This is a genomic window from Elusimicrobiota bacterium (assembly GCA_016721625.1).
In the GTDB taxonomy this organism is placed as follows: domain Bacteria; phylum Elusimicrobiota; class Elusimicrobia; order FEN-1173; family FEN-1173; genus JADKHR01.
On record JADKHR010000001.1, the window covers coordinates 1,101,314 to 1,116,899 of the forward strand.

Annotated in this window: 9 protein-coding genes and 2 tRNA genes; 6 read left to right on the forward strand and 5 right to left on the reverse strand. The window is 57.3% G+C overall.

What is annotated here, in order from left to right; genetic code table 11:
* Positions 1–83 precede the first annotated feature (83 nt).
* The 5 genes from IPP35_04645 (at position 84) to IPP35_04665 (ending at position 2,168) form a co-directional block, all read left to right on the forward strand.
* Positions 84–671: a DUF4398 domain-containing protein gene (locus IPP35_04645; protein ID MBL0058392.1), complete on the forward strand. Its 588-nt coding sequence runs from the start codon at positions 84–86 to the stop codon at positions 669–671.
* Between the two features lie 151 nt (positions 672–822).
* On the forward strand, positions 823–1,308 hold the full coding sequence (locus IPP35_04650) for a tetratricopeptide repeat protein (GenBank protein ID MBL0058393.1): 486 nt from the start codon (positions 823–825) through the stop codon (positions 1,306–1,308).
* Between the two features lie 28 nt (positions 1,309–1,336).
* Positions 1,337–1,420: transfer RNA gene (locus IPP35_04655), tRNA-Leu, on the forward strand.
* A 21-nt stretch (positions 1,421–1,441) separates the two neighbouring features.
* Positions 1,442–1,900 (forward strand): SsrA-binding protein SmpB, encoded by a 459-nt coding sequence (smpB, locus tag IPP35_04660; protein MBL0058394.1) that lies wholly within the window; start codon positions 1,442–1,444, stop codon positions 1,898–1,900.
* Positions 1,901–2,081: 181 nt separating this feature from the next.
* A tRNA-Ser gene (locus IPP35_04665) sits at positions 2,082–2,168 on the forward strand.
* Between the two features lie 64 nt (positions 2,169–2,232).
* On the opposite strand, the gene IPP35_04670 is transcribed toward IPP35_04665, so the two are convergent.
* On the reverse strand, positions 2,233–3,303 hold the full coding sequence (locus tag IPP35_04670) for a PilT/PilU family type 4a pilus ATPase (GenBank protein ID MBL0058395.1): 1,071 nt from the start codon (positions 3,301–3,303) through the stop codon (positions 2,233–2,235).
* Positions 3,287–3,766 carry a hypothetical protein gene (locus IPP35_04675; protein ID MBL0058396.1) on the reverse strand — a complete coding sequence of 160 codons (480 nt, stop codon included), beginning with the start codon at positions 3,764–3,766 and terminating at the stop codon, positions 3,287–3,289. Before IPP35_04675 ends, IPP35_04670 begins: the two co-directional genes overlap by 17 nt.
* 190 nt (positions 3,767–3,956) lie before the next feature.
* On the opposite strand from IPP35_04675, the gene IPP35_04680 reads away from it, so the two are divergent.
* Positions 3,957–4,886: an NAD-dependent epimerase/dehydratase family protein gene (locus IPP35_04680; protein MBL0058397.1), complete on the forward strand. Its 930-nt coding sequence runs from the start codon at positions 3,957–3,959 to the stop codon at positions 4,884–4,886.
* Between the two features lie 64 nt (positions 4,887–4,950).
* On the opposite strand, the gene IPP35_04685 is transcribed toward IPP35_04680, so the two are convergent.
* From IPP35_04685 to IPP35_04695, 3 genes are all read right to left on the reverse strand, one after another.
* The gene (locus IPP35_04685) at positions 4,951–5,277 is read right to left on the reverse strand and encodes a hypothetical protein (protein ID MBL0058398.1); all 327 of its coding nucleotides are present in this window, start codon (positions 5,275–5,277) and stop codon (positions 4,951–4,953) included.
* Positions 5,278–5,340: 63 nt separating this feature from the next.
* Entirely contained in the window at positions 5,341–14,232 is an 8,892-nt protein-coding gene (locus IPP35_04690) for a glycosyltransferase (protein MBL0058399.1), read from the reverse strand.
* On the reverse strand, positions 14,226–15,473 hold the full coding sequence (locus IPP35_04695; GenBank protein ID MBL0058400.1) for a hypothetical protein: 1,248 nt from the start codon (positions 15,471–15,473) through the stop codon (positions 14,226–14,228). The genes IPP35_04690 and IPP35_04695 overlap by 7 nt, the downstream gene beginning before the upstream one ends.
* Between the last annotated feature and the right edge of the window lie 113 nt (positions 15,474–15,586).

The following is a 15,586-nucleotide window of genomic DNA, read 5'->3' on the forward strand; positions in this document are numbered from 1 at the left end:
GGATTAATTCTCATAATGATACAGACTTCATACCCGCCCGAATCGTTCAGGCTTTGGAAAAACTCAACTCAGGAGGATTCTTCATGTTAACGAAATATCGGTTTGTTTACGGTTTGATCGCCATGGGCTTTTTGGCCACAGGATGCGCAAAACCGCCGACGGTGGAAATGGCAGACGCGGAAAACGCGGTCACCGCGGCGGAGGGAGCCGGCGCCGCCGAGTATGCCCCGCAGGAGTTCCGGACCGCCCAGGACACCCTGGCCGACGCCCGGGCTAAAATGGATGCCAAAGATTACAAGGCCGCCTTAGCGGGCGCCCTCGACGCAAAAGGCAAAGCCGAGACCGCCCAGACCGCTATCGCTTCCGGAAAGGAAACCGCGAAAGCCCAAGCCATGCGGGCCATCACGTTGGTGCAAGAAAAGCTGAAGAAGCTTAAGGCCAGCGTCGGCAAAACCAAGGGAGCCTCCGCCGCGAAACTGAAATCCTCTTTGGCCGCCATTGAATCCGATTGGACGAAAGTGATGGAGGAGACCATGAACGGAAACTTCACCAAGGTGAACGCTTCCATTCCCGGCATCCTGAACCGGATCGATGACCTGGAAAAGAAAGTTCAGGGACCGGCAAAACCCGCCGCCAAAGCGAAGCCAGCCAAACACTCGAAAAAGAAATAGAGGCCGCCCGCGTTTTTCACACAACCACCCGATCCCGCACGCGGGGCCGGGTGGTTGTCTTTTCAGGAAAGGCAGGACCGCGAGGGAGGGGCACCGTTGACCGTCCGTCGGCGGAAATGGTAATGTGTCCTTCTAGGCGGAAAACACTTTCATGAAGCGACGATTCATCTTTGCGATTTTTGGCGCCGGTCTGGCGCTCTTGCCCGCGCGGGGACGAGCGGAGGGCCCCGGCGAACCGCTGATGGCGGAAGTCCAGAAATCCACCGAATCGGTGAAGGATCCCCTCCTGACGGAAGCCCGCGGGGACCTGGAGGCGGGTCAGGTCCGGCAGGCGAGACGAAAGTTGAATTCTTTTTTGGACAAACAGCCAACTTCGGCCGAAGGGTGGACGCTGTTGGGGCGAACCTATCTGGCGACGGGAGACAACAGCAAAGCCCTGAGCCGCTTCCAGAAGGCTTTGAAATTCGATCCGCATTACGCCCCCGCCTTCACCGGACGGGGAGAAGTTTTTGAGAAACGGGGACACTTAGACGAAGCGGCCAACGAGTTCCGCGCCGCCGTCCTGTCCGACCCCAACGAGCCGGAAGCCCGCCAGGCTCTGGCCCGGTTGAATCAAAACGCCCCCTCCCCCGAGTGAGGCGCCCCCTTTTTGAGGTTCCGACACCGCGCGGGTGGTGGAATTGGCAGACACGTAAGGCTCAGGACCTTATGGCCGCAAGGCCTTGCAGGTTCAACTCCTGTCCCGCGCAGTGTCGGAATCCAAAGGTCCCATGAAAACCGTCGCCCGAAATCGCCGAGCGTTTCACAAATACAGCGTTCTGGAAACATTCGACGGGGGGTTGGCGCTCACGGGCCCGGAAGTTAAATCCATCCGCGCCGGCGAGATCAACCTCGAGGATGGGTTCGGCCGGGTCGAAAACGGCGAAGTGTTCCTATGGAACGTTCACGTCGCGCCCTACAAACAAGGATCTCTTCACGTCGAGCAGATCCCCACCCGCCGGAGAAAGGTCCTGCTTCACAAGGCAGAAATCAAACGCCTTTTCGGCAAGATGACGTCCAAGGGATTGACGCTCATCCCGCTGGAAATCTATTTCGGAGAATCCGGTTACGCCAAAGTGAAACTCGGCCTGGCCAAGGGTAAAACCGGCCCCGACCATCGGGAAGACATTAAACGGCGTGAACTGGACCGAGACCTGCGCCGAAATTTTTCCGGCCGGCGGAAAATTTAAACCGGGTTTTCATTCGCATAAAGCTTTGTGTTTCCCTTTGGTGTTTCTTAATTTTTGAGGGGAACCAACATTGGAGTTCCCCTCTCCCTCCCCCCTCTCCCGCAGGCGGGAGAGGGAAACCGCTTGTTTCTTCGGTCAAACGATTGGGAGAAACCAAGTGGAACTTTTGCGGGGTTCAGGCGGAGGGATGGCCGAGTGGTTGAAGGCGCCGCTCTCGAAAAGCGGTAGGGGTTTACGCTCCTCGTGAGTTCAAATCTCACTCCCTCCGCCGGAACCCCGAAAACACTCCGGCAGAGGAAACCGGCGCGTCGAAATACCGACCCGCCGATTTTTTATTGCGGCACGCCGAGCTTTTGCATTAAAAGGTCGGGAAAGCGCGTGTGCCGAAGAACGTCCTCCAACCGGATCAAGTCGGACTGCACCAAGGCCTGCAAGGCCTGGTTCATGGATTGCATGCCGAACCGCTTTCCCGTTTCCATGTCGGTGAGGATTTGGAAGGTTTTCCCTCCCCGGATGAGGTTTCGGATCGACGGGGTCGACACCATGATTTCAGGCGACAACACCCGCCCCGATCCATCCATTCGCGTGACCAACTGTTGCGAAATGATGCCTTCCAAACACCCCGCGATTTGACTCCGCATTAAAACCTGTTGCTCGTTTGGGAAACTTTCCACCAACCGATCGATGCTGGCCGCCGCGTCCATGGTGTGCAACGTGCCCAACACCAAGCGCCCCGTGCTCGCCGCCGTGATGGCCATGGCGATGGTCTCCCGTTCCCGAAGCTCCCCGATCATCACCACGTCAGGATCCTGGCGAAAGATATGCCGGAGGGCCGTTTCGTAATTCTCCGTATCGGTGCCGATCTCTCTCTGTTTGATGATGGCTTTGTTGTTCTTGAATAAAAATTCGATGGGGTCCTCAATGGTGATGATGTGGCAGGGACGTGTCGAGTTGATGACCTCGATCATGGCCGCGAGGGTCATGGACTTTCCGCTCCCCGTGGGGCCCGTGACAAGAACCAATCCGGACTCTTTCAAAGCCAGGGAACGGGCGATGTCCGGGAGCCCCAGCTCCGTCAGACTGGGAATCTTGAGGGGGATTTTTCGGAAAGCCACCGCCCAACTTCCCCGCTGTTTGTGAATGTTCCCGCGAAAACGGCCCACGTCAGGGAAACCTATGGAGAAATCCAGTTCGCGGTCTCCCAAAAGGCGGCTTCGCTGTTCCTCGGTCAAAAGACGAAAAATCATTTCCTCATTGTCGCGAAAATCGATGGGGGCCGTGTCGGGCATGGGGGCGATTTTCCCGAAGGTGCGAAGGCACGGGGGAGAGCCCGCGCAGAGGTGCAAATCCGACGCATCGCTTTTCGCCAACTTGAGCAAGAATTCTCTAATGTCTGGGGCCATCGGGTTCCTCCAGTTCCTTCCATTGGCGAACGATCCAGCCATACAGACCCACGAACAACGCCAAAATAGCAACCAACAAAACGAAAAAAATCGCCGCGAAGGCCCGCGTCGCCGCCGGCACGGTGGACACGTTGTCCCGGTAGACAAAGACCAAAGCCCCCCCCACCACCAACAGAGCGACCATCCCCCGCGTGAAACGCTGAAGAATGGACAAGAGGCCCAGTTGGCGCCGCCAAAATTCGGAATTTGCTTTCGCCGCGGCCCATTGACGAAGGGCCGACGCCGGGACCCAAAGAATTCCGTAAACCGCCGCCAACACGGCCAGCCAAAGGACCAAGGGACGATCCGATAAGAGACGGAGCTCCGCCGCGAATGCGCGGACCGCTTCCTTCGATTGCAATTCAAGAACGATCGCCACCGATACCGCGGCGTGGAGAAGCGCGATTGAGAAGGGCAGGTTCATCCGCCAAAAAATCGGCCACCCCTCAGAAAAGTTGTCCCTTGTGAGTCGATCGAATAGAGTCTTCATTCCATGGTCCTGGTCTTGCCGAGAGTTAAGCATAGCGCCTTTGCGGCAAATTTCAAGGGTTTTTTTTACCCCGCGCGGGACGCGCCTTCAATGTGATAAAATATTTCCGATAAAAGGAGATCTTATGCGTTTTTTGGTGACGGGCGCCGGGGGACTGATCGGCGCCAATGTGGCGATGGGCCTGGAAAACCGCGGCCATGAAGTCCATGGCCTGGACCATTTCGACATCGGCCGACGGGAGAATTTGGCGAACGTGCGGGGCCCTATCCATGAGGGCGACATCCGGAATTTCAACTATGACTCGCTCGGTCGGTTCGACGCCATTTTCCACCAAGCCGCCATCACGGACACCACCGTCACCGACCCAGAACTCATGATGTCCGTGAACGTGGAGGCTTTCATAAAAATACTCGATTACGCCCAACGCACCGGCTGTCCCAAAGTGGTCTACGCCTCCAGCGCCGCCACCTATGGGAAAGGCGCGCCCCCCAACCGGGAGGACCAGCCCCCCCAACCCGCGAACATTTACGGCGTCAGCAAGGCCGACATGGAAAAAGCCGCCAAAGCCTTTACGGAAGCCAACTCGTCCGTGAAAGCCGTGGGGTTGCGTTATTTCAACGTTTACGGCCCCTTGGAGTTCCACAAGAAGGCCGCCGCCAGCATGATCTTCCAGTTATACCGACAGATCGCAGACGGCCAGCCGCCGCGGGTCTTCAAGTGGGGGGAACAATATCGGGACTTCATTTATGTGAAGGACGTGGTGGAAGCTAATTGGAAAGCGTTCGAATATCCCGGAAACGGCGTTTTTAACGTGGGGACGGGCCGGGGAACCCGCTTTAACGAAGTCATCGCCTGTTTGAACAAAGCTCTTGGAACTTCTCAACCCACCGCCTATTTCGACAACCCTTACGGTTTCTACCAAGACGCCACCCGCGCCGACATTTCCCATGCCCAAAAAGAGCTCGGCTGGAAAGCCGCGTATACGCCCGAAGCGGGAATCATCGACTACGTGGCTTGGCTTCAAGCGCGAGAGAAATCCGCCGCCGGCGCCTAACTTATTCCCCCCAATAAAAATCCCCGCGGGAGCGGGGATCTTGAACATCCGATAACGGTTCTTCCTAGGGATTCCGCCGAACCACCAACCCCTTTTTTTTAACCACGTGTGCCGTAATAATGAACTCGGCCACCACCGGGATGAGGAACACCAAAATAAAAACCGCGAACCCCGGCATCCATTCATTCGCCATTATCAAAAAAGCCACCAAGACCGAAAATAGGGATACCCCCAGGGCAATAAACATCAGACCCCATCGGTGCCGAAGGAAGACCATTTCCCCGCAAGTCGCGCAGGAGATGGATTGAAAGGGGGTGACGATGCTCATGACGTCAAAGAATGTGATCGTGCCCCCGCAGGCGGGACAGTGGGTGTTCGGCAGTAATTTCATGGCTCTCCAAATCTAATGCTTGTTCGGCCGCTTGTCAAGGGTTTTAAAAATAGAGGGAACAAATCAAGCTTGTTTCGACACCAGGACCGACAATTCGAGCCAATTCGAAAAGTCCACGATCGACGGTCTCAGCTCACCCAGCAACCCCAGAAGAGTCTCCAAGGCATTCTTGATGGGAGAGTCTTCCTGTAACGACTCCAGACCTTTGATTTCGTATCCAGCCGGCAGACCCACGGCGATCGCCAACGGAGTGTTCGCCAAAGGGGAATTCGCTCTCCAGTTCAGAAACCCTTCTTCCAAGCGCGCGGCGGATACGGTCCCGGGCGCGTCTGAAGAGGGGGCCAGGACGACGATACCCGCTGGGAGCTTAACCAGACCGGCTAACACCCGTTGAGCCTCATCGTCGGCGGCGGTGAGAAGAAGTTGCGGCGGCGGAACGCCTAAACTTTCGGCCAAAGCATAAGCCGCTTGGTGGGACTTCATGAGGCGGTCCAAGGCCGGAAGATCGGAACCTGAAATCGCCGAAAGAAAGACGGGAACCGATGCGTTGGGCCCCGCGACGGGAACGGTGCCGGATCCCAGCGACGTAAACATCCGAAGAGCCGATGCGACGTCTGGACGAGAAAGCTTCTCTTCCCGGAACTTCACTTCCAGCGCCTTTTTCATTGAACCGCCTCTCGTGGAATCGCAAACCGCCTCCACCCCCCGGCGAAGGGCCCGGATCGCCCGCACGTCCAAGGATTCAACCTCCAAGGACCCCGGACGAGGCAGGAGCCACTCGAGGGTCGAAGCAAGATCTTTTCCTTTGAAGTTCCCCCCCCCACCGGCAAAGGCGGCCACCACCGCGAGAAACTCAACATTGGCCGCCTCCACGTCGCTCCCGACCCCCGACTTAGCCCCTCCCCCCAAAGCCGCTACTTTTCCGTAGAACGGAAAAAAACTGTTATATAAACCGTGGATAAGGGAAGACACAAAGGCCCCCCCGACCAACCATTGCTGAGGTGAACCCAGAACAGGGATTCCCAGGAACGGGAGAATAAAAGGAACCAGCGAAATCACCAGGAAAGGACCAAAGAACCAGTGGCTCACCAAGCGCAATAAACGGCGATCTTGATCAAATATATAGCTTTCCTTCAGGAACCACCCCTCGTCTATCCACGCCTTATCGAAAAACAACCCTTTTTCCCCATGTGAGATGGGAAACGATTTCCAGAGAAAGCCCGTCGAGAGGACCAGCCACAGGAGGGCCCTCCATGTGCCAACCCCGATCCACTCCGCCACCACACCCGCCCCCCCCACCAATACCACCTGCTCGGCAAAACCCGCGATCCCGGCGGCAACGAGGTGGTGGTATTTTAAACCCATCCACCTGGTTAATCCGTCAAATACAGGGCGCCCAATGAAAGGAAGGAGACCCGCAGGCGGCGATGTCTGGCGAGAACTAGACTCTTTCATTCGGACCGATAAAAGGCCTTTCAAGGAATCGGGAATGAGCCTGAAAAGGGCATCCTGTTGTTCCGAGCGAACCACCTGGGCGAAAAAAGCCCGGCGGCCAAGACCCTCGCCGTCATGGAGAATCAGGTTCAGAATCGGGCCATAAAGGCTCGTATCCTCCGGGGCCGGACCGCTTTTGATTTCGCGGTCCAGTTCCGAGAGGATGTTCACCAAAAGTTGCGCGCGGACATGTGCCGTGGTGGTCGGGCCCATCGGGATCGTCGGGTCTTGCCGAGAGAGGATATCCAAGAGCACATAGGATTCCAGGGGACTCAAATTTAATATCCGTTCTTCCAGGGGCCCCGGCCCCAAAAGGACTTCCCTTGACCAATCGATCACCAGAGGCCAAAGGTCTTTCTCGGACTGTAACCCTCTATTTCGGAGGAATTGGGAAACGATCCCTTCGGGCTGTTCCTCTTCTTCTGTTTCCGCATCAGGACCCGCACTGAAAGAAACCAATCCATCCACCCCATTTTCAGGGGCAAACGGACCTACACTTTCCGCGCGACCGTCGTGGATCAAACCCAACGACAAAAAGAAAATTAAACCCAACCCTAAGGATTTCAGCCCATCCCCCCAGGCGCCCCTCCCTGTGTGGGTGGTTTCGCGTGGGGCCTTGGGCCGTGCGTGAGAAGGATCCACGGGGGGCCGGGAGGAGCCGGGATTCCATTCATAACCGACCCACCCGTGAAACAGAATGCTTTCAGCGGGTTCGTTTCCTTCAAATAATTTTGTGAGAGTCCCTTTCCCCTCGCGGGTGAAGGTTTCCAACAGGCGTTCGCTGTTCTCCTTGTAGGTCGGGTTGCGATTGTACCAGCCGATCAGCAAGATCCCCCCTGGACGAAGCATTTCCACCATTCGATGAAGGGTCTCCCGTCGATCGCTTTCCTCCGCGTAGGGGGAAGCAATGACGCTAAAAGCCATCACCACATCCGCTGTCCCTTTCAGGCCGCGGGAATCCCTGGCCTCTTGAGCCAAAATAATTTTCCCGTGGCCTGAGGGATTGGTTTCAGCCGCGACCTCTAGCCGTCTAAAAGAGACAGGATTGCGTTCAAAGAGATGCACCGTGGCTCCGCGGCGAAGAGCGCCGTCCTCCAGGGTGAGACCCCAAGGCTGACCCTTATTGACCAACCGCCCTCCCGGACCGACGGAGACCAGAACCGATCGCGATCCCACGTTCAGCCGGTCCAAAACCTCGGCGGTCTGTCTTCCCAAGAGCGCGACCACGCGAGGCCATTCCGTGCGGGACGGCCAGACGAAGATCGATTCTTCCAAACCCTCGAGGCCATGGCTCTCTGTGGATGGAGAGGGGGACCCTTTCCATTTCGCCGGTGTGGCCGCGGGGTTGGACCCGGAATAGGCGACTTGGTAGGCTTGCCTGAGAGCCTCCAGGAGATCGGACTTCCTCGTTGCCAAAATGAGAGCGGATCCCAATCCCCCCAAGGCTTCGGGGGAGAGCCATAGGGTTTTCATTTCAAAGGCCGGGAGGTGAAAGACAAATGGCAATAACGCGGCCAGAATTCCGAAATACAAAAGCAACGGAGAAAAAACCACCACGGCAAAAAGGAAAACGGCCCTCACGGCCTTTTTATCGATTGACAGAAACCCTTGGCGAAAGCGAGGCCATCGAAGAAAACGATTGACGGCATGGTGTACCGCAAAGAACAAAGGTACGACGACCGCCGGCGGTGCTCCCCACAAGAGGGGCGAGGCGCTCAGGCCGGCGATCAGAAACGCGGATATCATGTTGGGCGGCGCCCGTGAGCGATCCCCCGTTAAAAGGTCCACGAAATGCCCGCCCACGAACACGCCCAACACGGAGCCGGCCAAGAGATTCGGAAGGTGCCCATCGTCTCCGGTCACCGCCGCCCACGCGGCGGTGAGGAACACGCCGAGACTCACGGAAAAAAGACCTTCCGTCAAAAACGCCGATTGTTGCCACGACTCTTCCCCCATTTGGAACCGGGCGGGGACAGCTAAATTCCAAACCCGGAGCAACCAGAACATCACTCCCCCCAAACCAGAAGCTCCTTTCCCATTCGTTTGGTGGGACGCCCTTTCTTCCAGTGCGGCCAACCCCGCCCACGCATCATGGTTTTGAGGATCGATACGCCTCGATTCTTCGTAGGCGGTTCGGGCCTCTTCCCAGCGACCAGAGAGAAGATGAAATTCCCCCAAGGTATTTAGGGCCACGGTGTGTCGATGATCGTTCATCAAGAGATCCGCCGCGGAAACAATCCGGGCCGTTTCCCCAAGCCAGCGGTCGATTTTATCCATATCCGACGGGAACCCCCGAGCCAAAGCCGCCAACGCGGGCTCCACGAAACGGCCCCTTAAGACGGCAAGGTCCGGATTTTCCCCGACATGGTATCGGGAACGAAAAGCCAAAAGTATTTCGGCCACCCCCCCCATTTTGGTCTCGCCGATAACGTCGCGCCAAGAACCGGGGGACGACGCCAAAACATGGAAGATCCGGTGGAGGTGCTCGTAGGCCCGAACGCCTTCGCCCCGCCGGTGAAGAAGAACCGCCGTCCCCACTCGCGGCAAGGATTCAATCGCATTTTCAAGGACGGGAATAAATTTGTCCGCCATCACATTGTCCCATTCGAATCTCTCGATCACGTTCCGTTGCTGGGGGCCCAGGTCCCGCGGGGAATGGCGATCCATGTAAGCCAGAAGCCGATCGGCAATGAGGTCGGGGGAGTCGTCAATGGAGAACAAGGGGCTTCCGTTCCCCATGGTTTCCTTGTGGGGCGCCAGGTCCGTGGCGGCGACCACGGTTCGCACAGACGCGGCCTCAATCGCCGGCATTCCAAAGGACTCCATGCGGGAAGGCATCAACAAGACGTCCGACAACACCACGAGGTCCGATATGTACTGGCGATGGCGGCGAAAACCAGAAATCCGCGTGGCATCCAGGAAGACGACATGCTTTTCCGCCACCTTTCGCATGGTTCGGTCAAGCCAATCCGCCGCCCCCGCATCGCGGTTCGCTCGGGTCTCGCGGAGAAGATCTTCAAAAGAACTGACTCCTGGCACCACCAGGATCAATTTTGTTTTAGGTCGCCGACGAGCCAAAGCTTCGGTAATCTGGAGGGCTTTGGGGATGTCTTTGTTCCAATCCACCCTCGTTGGGAGCAACATCACGAGATCTTGGGTGAAAAGCCCATTTTGAGAAAACTCTTCCGCCGCCTCCGTGGTGAGGTAATCGGGGTTGTAAGCCCAAAGCGCGGGAGGGACGACTTGGAACGGCGGGGACCGCGGATAACTTCGGGCGATCACCTCGCGATAGGCTTTGCTGACCGTTACATAGGTGACCTGCGGAAGGAAGAGGTTGGGATTCATCAAGCTGAGCGGGTAGTGAACCTCTTCCCGCTCCATCGCATTGTGCACGAAAACGATGAAGTGCTTTTCTGGATGTTGGGTTATATAGCGATGGAGAGACGCGGTCAAAGCCAGGTTCATTGGAACCGAAAGAACATTGTGAACCACCACAACGTCCTGGTTGTTCAATACTTTTTCCAAATTCTGATCGATCTCCCATTCCTCCATCGAGGACAACCCCTCGATGCCCACGTAATCCAGGTGGGAGACCGAATCGAATTCGCTGGAACGGTTTCCCGCTACCACCCGAACGGGGATCCCGGCTCGCGCCAACCAACGGGCTTGTTCCGTCATCACGATATCCACGCCGCTCACCCTCGGCGGAGCGGTGAAATGAAGAAACGCGACTCGGATTCCGCCAGGGGGTCCCCGGGCCGCCAGCTCTTGAAGTTGGCGGCGATGCCGAGGAATTCGAGCCCGACGGTCTCTCACGATCTGACGCGCGTCCTCCTTGAGAAGCCGCCATTTATCCAAAAGGCGTGGCGAGAGATCTCCCGTTTTTTGAAGGCGTTGCCAAACCCCTTCAGGTTTAGGTCCATTGAGATGGATTCTCGGCCCCCCTCTCAACTGCGCGGCCGCTTCCTCCAGGTTTGGATCGACCGAAAACGCGCTGGCGCTCCATAATTGGATAGGCACGGCCGGTTGTCCCGCAGCCTTGGGTTCAATTCCATGGACGAGCGGGGATGGCGTCATTCGGCCGTCTTCTTCGAGATCCCAACTCCAGGCCTCGGCAAAGGCGAGCGGACCCAACAGCCGTCGCAGGGAAAGGAAATCTCCGAGCGCTTGGAGAATCTTCTCCCGGTCGGCCGGATTTTCCGCATTCTTGAACTGTCGGGCCCAACCCAAACCGAGGGCGGCCGTCACCCAACCCCAGACGACGGTTCCATGATAAGCCTGACGACCTAAGACCTCCCACAGATAGGGGTTATCCGCCAAGGCGGGATTTGAAATCAACACGCCCGCCTCGCTCCATAGCCCTAAAGGAAAAGGGCGGCTCCAGAAATCAACAAGCCGCCGGGTTTCCGGAGCAGGGAGGGTGTTGTCCAACAACGTAAAAACCTCGTCCGAATGAACGATGGGGACGGGGTGACCCTCCCCATCCAGAGCCACCGCGGTGAACGAAAACCCCCCTTTCAACCAGGGGGGATCTCCGTGATCGGTGACGAAATCCTTGACGCTAATCCCGGGAGCCAACAGTCGGCGACCCAGACGCTTTCGGTTTTCCGGAGAATGCCCTTCCCAGGCTAAAAAACGGGAAAGACGGCGTCGAACTTCATCTTTGGGGAAAGCGACCTGAAAATGGGCTTTGGCCGTGCTCCATGCGTCTCGGGCGCGGCCCAGGACGACCCGACCATCCAAGGCCTCCTTCAGCAACGGCCAATTTCGCTCGCCGACCCTTTCCGTCATTTTCGAGGACGTGCGCCCCAAAGAATCCAAGATTTCTTCCAGCGAGGCCAGCGCGCTTGGGATGAGAAAAGCGTTCAGGTCCGCGGGATATTTTCCAAACCCGAGAGCGGCGCTCGAGTCGCGCCAATTCCCGATAAAGGATTGGCCGCGGGAATCCGGTTGAATTCGAACCAACGCCAGGGCCGTTCGGTGGAAATCGTTCAGTTTCGTAAGCCCCGCCAGGCTTTCGCTGGGATGTTCCTCGCGAAGTTTTTGGAACGCGTCGACGTAGGGGCGAGAGAGGTGCAACAACACGTTGGCGTGAGCCAAAACAGAATCGAGGTTCGATTCTCCTCGGGCGTTTCGGGTCTCAAGAAATCTCTGCTTTTCGGAGGGTTCCAATTCAAGGAGGAACCGGGAGAGCAACCCGGTCAACAGCGCATTGCCGTCGAGGACATGATACTCGGGTAAATCGCGCGGACCGGAAAGAGCGCGACGAACCAGGTCCACCGCGGCCCCTTCACGACCGGCCTCCATGAGGCGGTTGAATTCCACCACCGCCTCATGGAAAAGATATTCCCCATTCCTCTCATCGCTGACGGCCACCCACCCATCCACCTCCGGAGCTCCCTCCATTGAAAAACGCCCCAAACGGTTTAAAACGCTTTGGATGATGGTTGCCTTGACCGCCGGGGTGAGCGCCGGCCACATCAACCGAGCCGCCACGAGAGTGTCCCGACCGAAATAGGACGGGTACATCCAGGAACCCGCCAACAATTTTTCCTCGTAAACCAAGGCGGCAAAACGTTCCGCAGAATCACGGAAAGAGCGATCCCCCGCCATGGCTCGCCTCGCCTTCAGCGTAAATATTTTTTCAAATGGGAGGGGGGTTAGCGGGTCCACGTCCGAATCCATGCGAAACCGAATTTCAATCGGGCGGTTCCCTTCCACCTGGAGTTCTCCGTTGGCGGTCAGGGTGGCTTGCTCGGCGTTCAACAGATCGATGAACACACGATAATGTTTTCGTCCATCGTAGGTCGTTTTGAGAATTTCAACTCCCCGAATCACCCCACCCCGGTCTTTAACAAAATAAATCCTCGGCTCAATAATATCCTCCAGAGGAGAAGGCATTAATTCTTGCAGGGCTTTTTTTGTCCCGGGGGGAAGCCCTTTCAAATAAGCGAGGAATCGTTTTTCTTCTTCCCTTATCGAACGTCCATAAAACAATTGCATCCGAAGGGACACGACGTTCAACAACAACATTTTGGGGAGGTCGATGGTTATTTGCCGTGGATCTCCCGCCTGCAAAGTCATTTCTACCCCCCGGTACCCTCCTTCGACGCGGGCGGGTTCGCTGGCGATGGTGTTCCAGGCCCACGGCGTTTCCGAATGAGCGGGGAGGAATAGCGCGGCCTGTCCCGCGGGAAGATGAAAGAGGAGGTCTTGATGCTCTTTCTTTTCCGACGAAACCTCAAGGTGAGCCGCGATTTTGGTTCGACTGTCACGAAGGATCAAGTGTCGGTATTTCCCGATCGAGACCGAAAGGGTTTCCTTGCTCCCCTTTGGAGTCGGCCAGAACCCCATGGCGGGGATGGGACTGACCAAGTTGAACAAGAAATGAGCACCGATTCCGGTCAAAATCCCATCGCGAATCAACAGCGTGGCCAAGGGAACAAGTTCTACGCCTCCGAAACCTGTTAACGAATGAATGGTGGCGGAAATCGTTGCCAGGCCGAAGAACCAGTAGCCTGAATCGACGACGGTTTTGTAACTCTCTGGGGATACGCCGAATTCAGCGGCTTTCAGAGCTGGGTGGCGGCCCAAGAACGGATTCCGTCCCGCCAACAGCCCAGCGATACCCGCCACCCAGGCGGCGGGAATGGCCCAAGGAGAATGCATCCCGAAAAGAAGGAAAGTCGCAACGGCGAGACAAAAAGCGGGCAAAATGAATAATTGCTCTCGGAGCAAATTTAACGGGATCAAACCCCTTTCCTGGGCTTTCCAGAAGAAACGAATCTTTCCGGCTTCCGAGGACAGCGTTCGAACGAGCGAGGCACCCCCCCGCGAAAACCAAAAGGTGACCGTGGATTCCCCGGCCTTTACGGTTTGGACGATTCGAGTGATTTTGTTTAACACAGGGACGGGCGCCAAACGGCCCATCACGTCTCTCGCGGAAGACCCGAACCGGGCTTCCGAGGCCGCAATCTCGGCCGGGGCTTCGAACTCCGCCACATTCTCTTTGATTGGTTCAGGAGCCAAAAACAACTTTTCTCCCTCAAAAAGCTTCTCTAACGGGGTTTTTTCCTGACTGAAGATGGTGAGGGCGGCGGCCCCCTGAGGCCCCTCCAGTTTTTCAATCCGCGGAACGAAAGAGGCGACGGCCAACCCGGCTTTCGTCAGCCGTCCGGTGATCCCCCCAGCGTGATATCCTCCCGTGATCAAAACCGGGAACCGAAGGCCACGGGTGGTATGAGGAGAGCGGTAAAGGGAAAGGAATTTGTCGGCCATGGCGGCGTCGCGGGCGTCCGCCTGGCGGTAGAAATCCTCAAAGGAGGCCAGGTCTCGAAGGGCCGGGTTCGCCGTTGATCCCTTGAGCGTCGACAGACGATAGTCCGCCCATTCGCCGGGCGTGAGGCTGAAATCAACCAGTTTGGCGGTCAAAAATAGATGACGATCCGCGAGAACTAGCAAACGCTCTTCAGCGGTTTTTCCGTTCGATCGTAAGCGTCCTTTTCAAGCCGGGCGACGCCGTCGAAAAGATCTTCCGCGGAAATGGCCTCCGCCGCCAGCACGTAGCGGATGTACCCGTCCATGGCCGGGAACGCCGAGAGAGAGACCGAACTTTGGGAGCACAGCCGGGAGAGGTGGCCGTAAAAGTCGCTGGAGGTGATGCGCCCTGCTCTGAAATCGACGCTGGATGCCACCAGGAGTCGAAGCTGGTCAGGGGTGAGGGCGGCCGCCAGTTTCTCCAGAAGACGGGTCCGCTCGGTTTCGACTTGCGAAAAATCCAAGCGGGATTCCATGTCCAAAACCCTCATAAACCCCTTCACCTCCGGACCGACTTTGTCCGGAGCGGCCTGGGCCAAGAACTTCAGATAGACGCCGAATTTCCCCCCCTGGCGATAGGCCTCCACTGAACGGTCCAGGTTCATAAGTTCGGTGTTATAAACAGCGGCCTTTTTTTGTTTCAATTCCGACTGGGCCGTGGAAACCGCCGCCCGGGCCTCCGCCAAACGCGGCGCGGACTTCCGAAAAGCATCGACATTGGATTGGTAGAGAACCGGATCTTCGACCCCGATGAAGGCCGGCATCTTTTCCGGTCCTGAGAAAGCGGCGTGAATGGGCCCGGAGATTTTATTTTCACGCAAGAGGAAATCGGCCACCAAACGCACGCTCCCCCGGCCGGGAAAGGCACGAAACCGTTCGAGGTCCAGGGTCCGGTGCGTCCCCTCCAAAGCAAAAAAATCGACGTCGTCCCGCGCCCCCAGGGCGGCGACGGCCTGGGCCATATTCTTTTGGGCGCCCAGATTCCCATGCACGTCCTGGATATAGACCACGAGTCCCTCCGCCTTTCCCCCCGGCGGCAAAGTGATACGACGAAGGGTCCCGGCGGAAAGCGGTAAAGCGTTCAAGAGACGAACCTGGGCGGCCGTCAATCCCTCGGGGAGGAGGCGTTGGGTTTTGGGGACAAAAGGGGAGGGAACCGTTCCCTCCACCTTCGGAAGGCGGCCCAGATCGGTCAGAGGACCCGGTCCTGCCACCAGCGACGCCAATACCGGAGAAGAATCTTTTTGTTGGCGATCGACGGCGGCTCGGCGTCTTTCGGTCCACAGGTTGGATTCCGGCGCGTGGGCAAATAAGACATTCGTCCCCAGAAAAACAGGGAGAAGGGCCAGGGAGGTGATTCTAAAGAAAGCAGGGCGCTGTTTCACCCCCTGATTCTACAGGTCGCACCTTAATTTGGCTGGAACATCCTGTAACAAAGATGTAACAATTTGGAGTCGGCCAAAAAAAGGCCGCGGGGGGTTTGCCCGGCCGCGGCCTT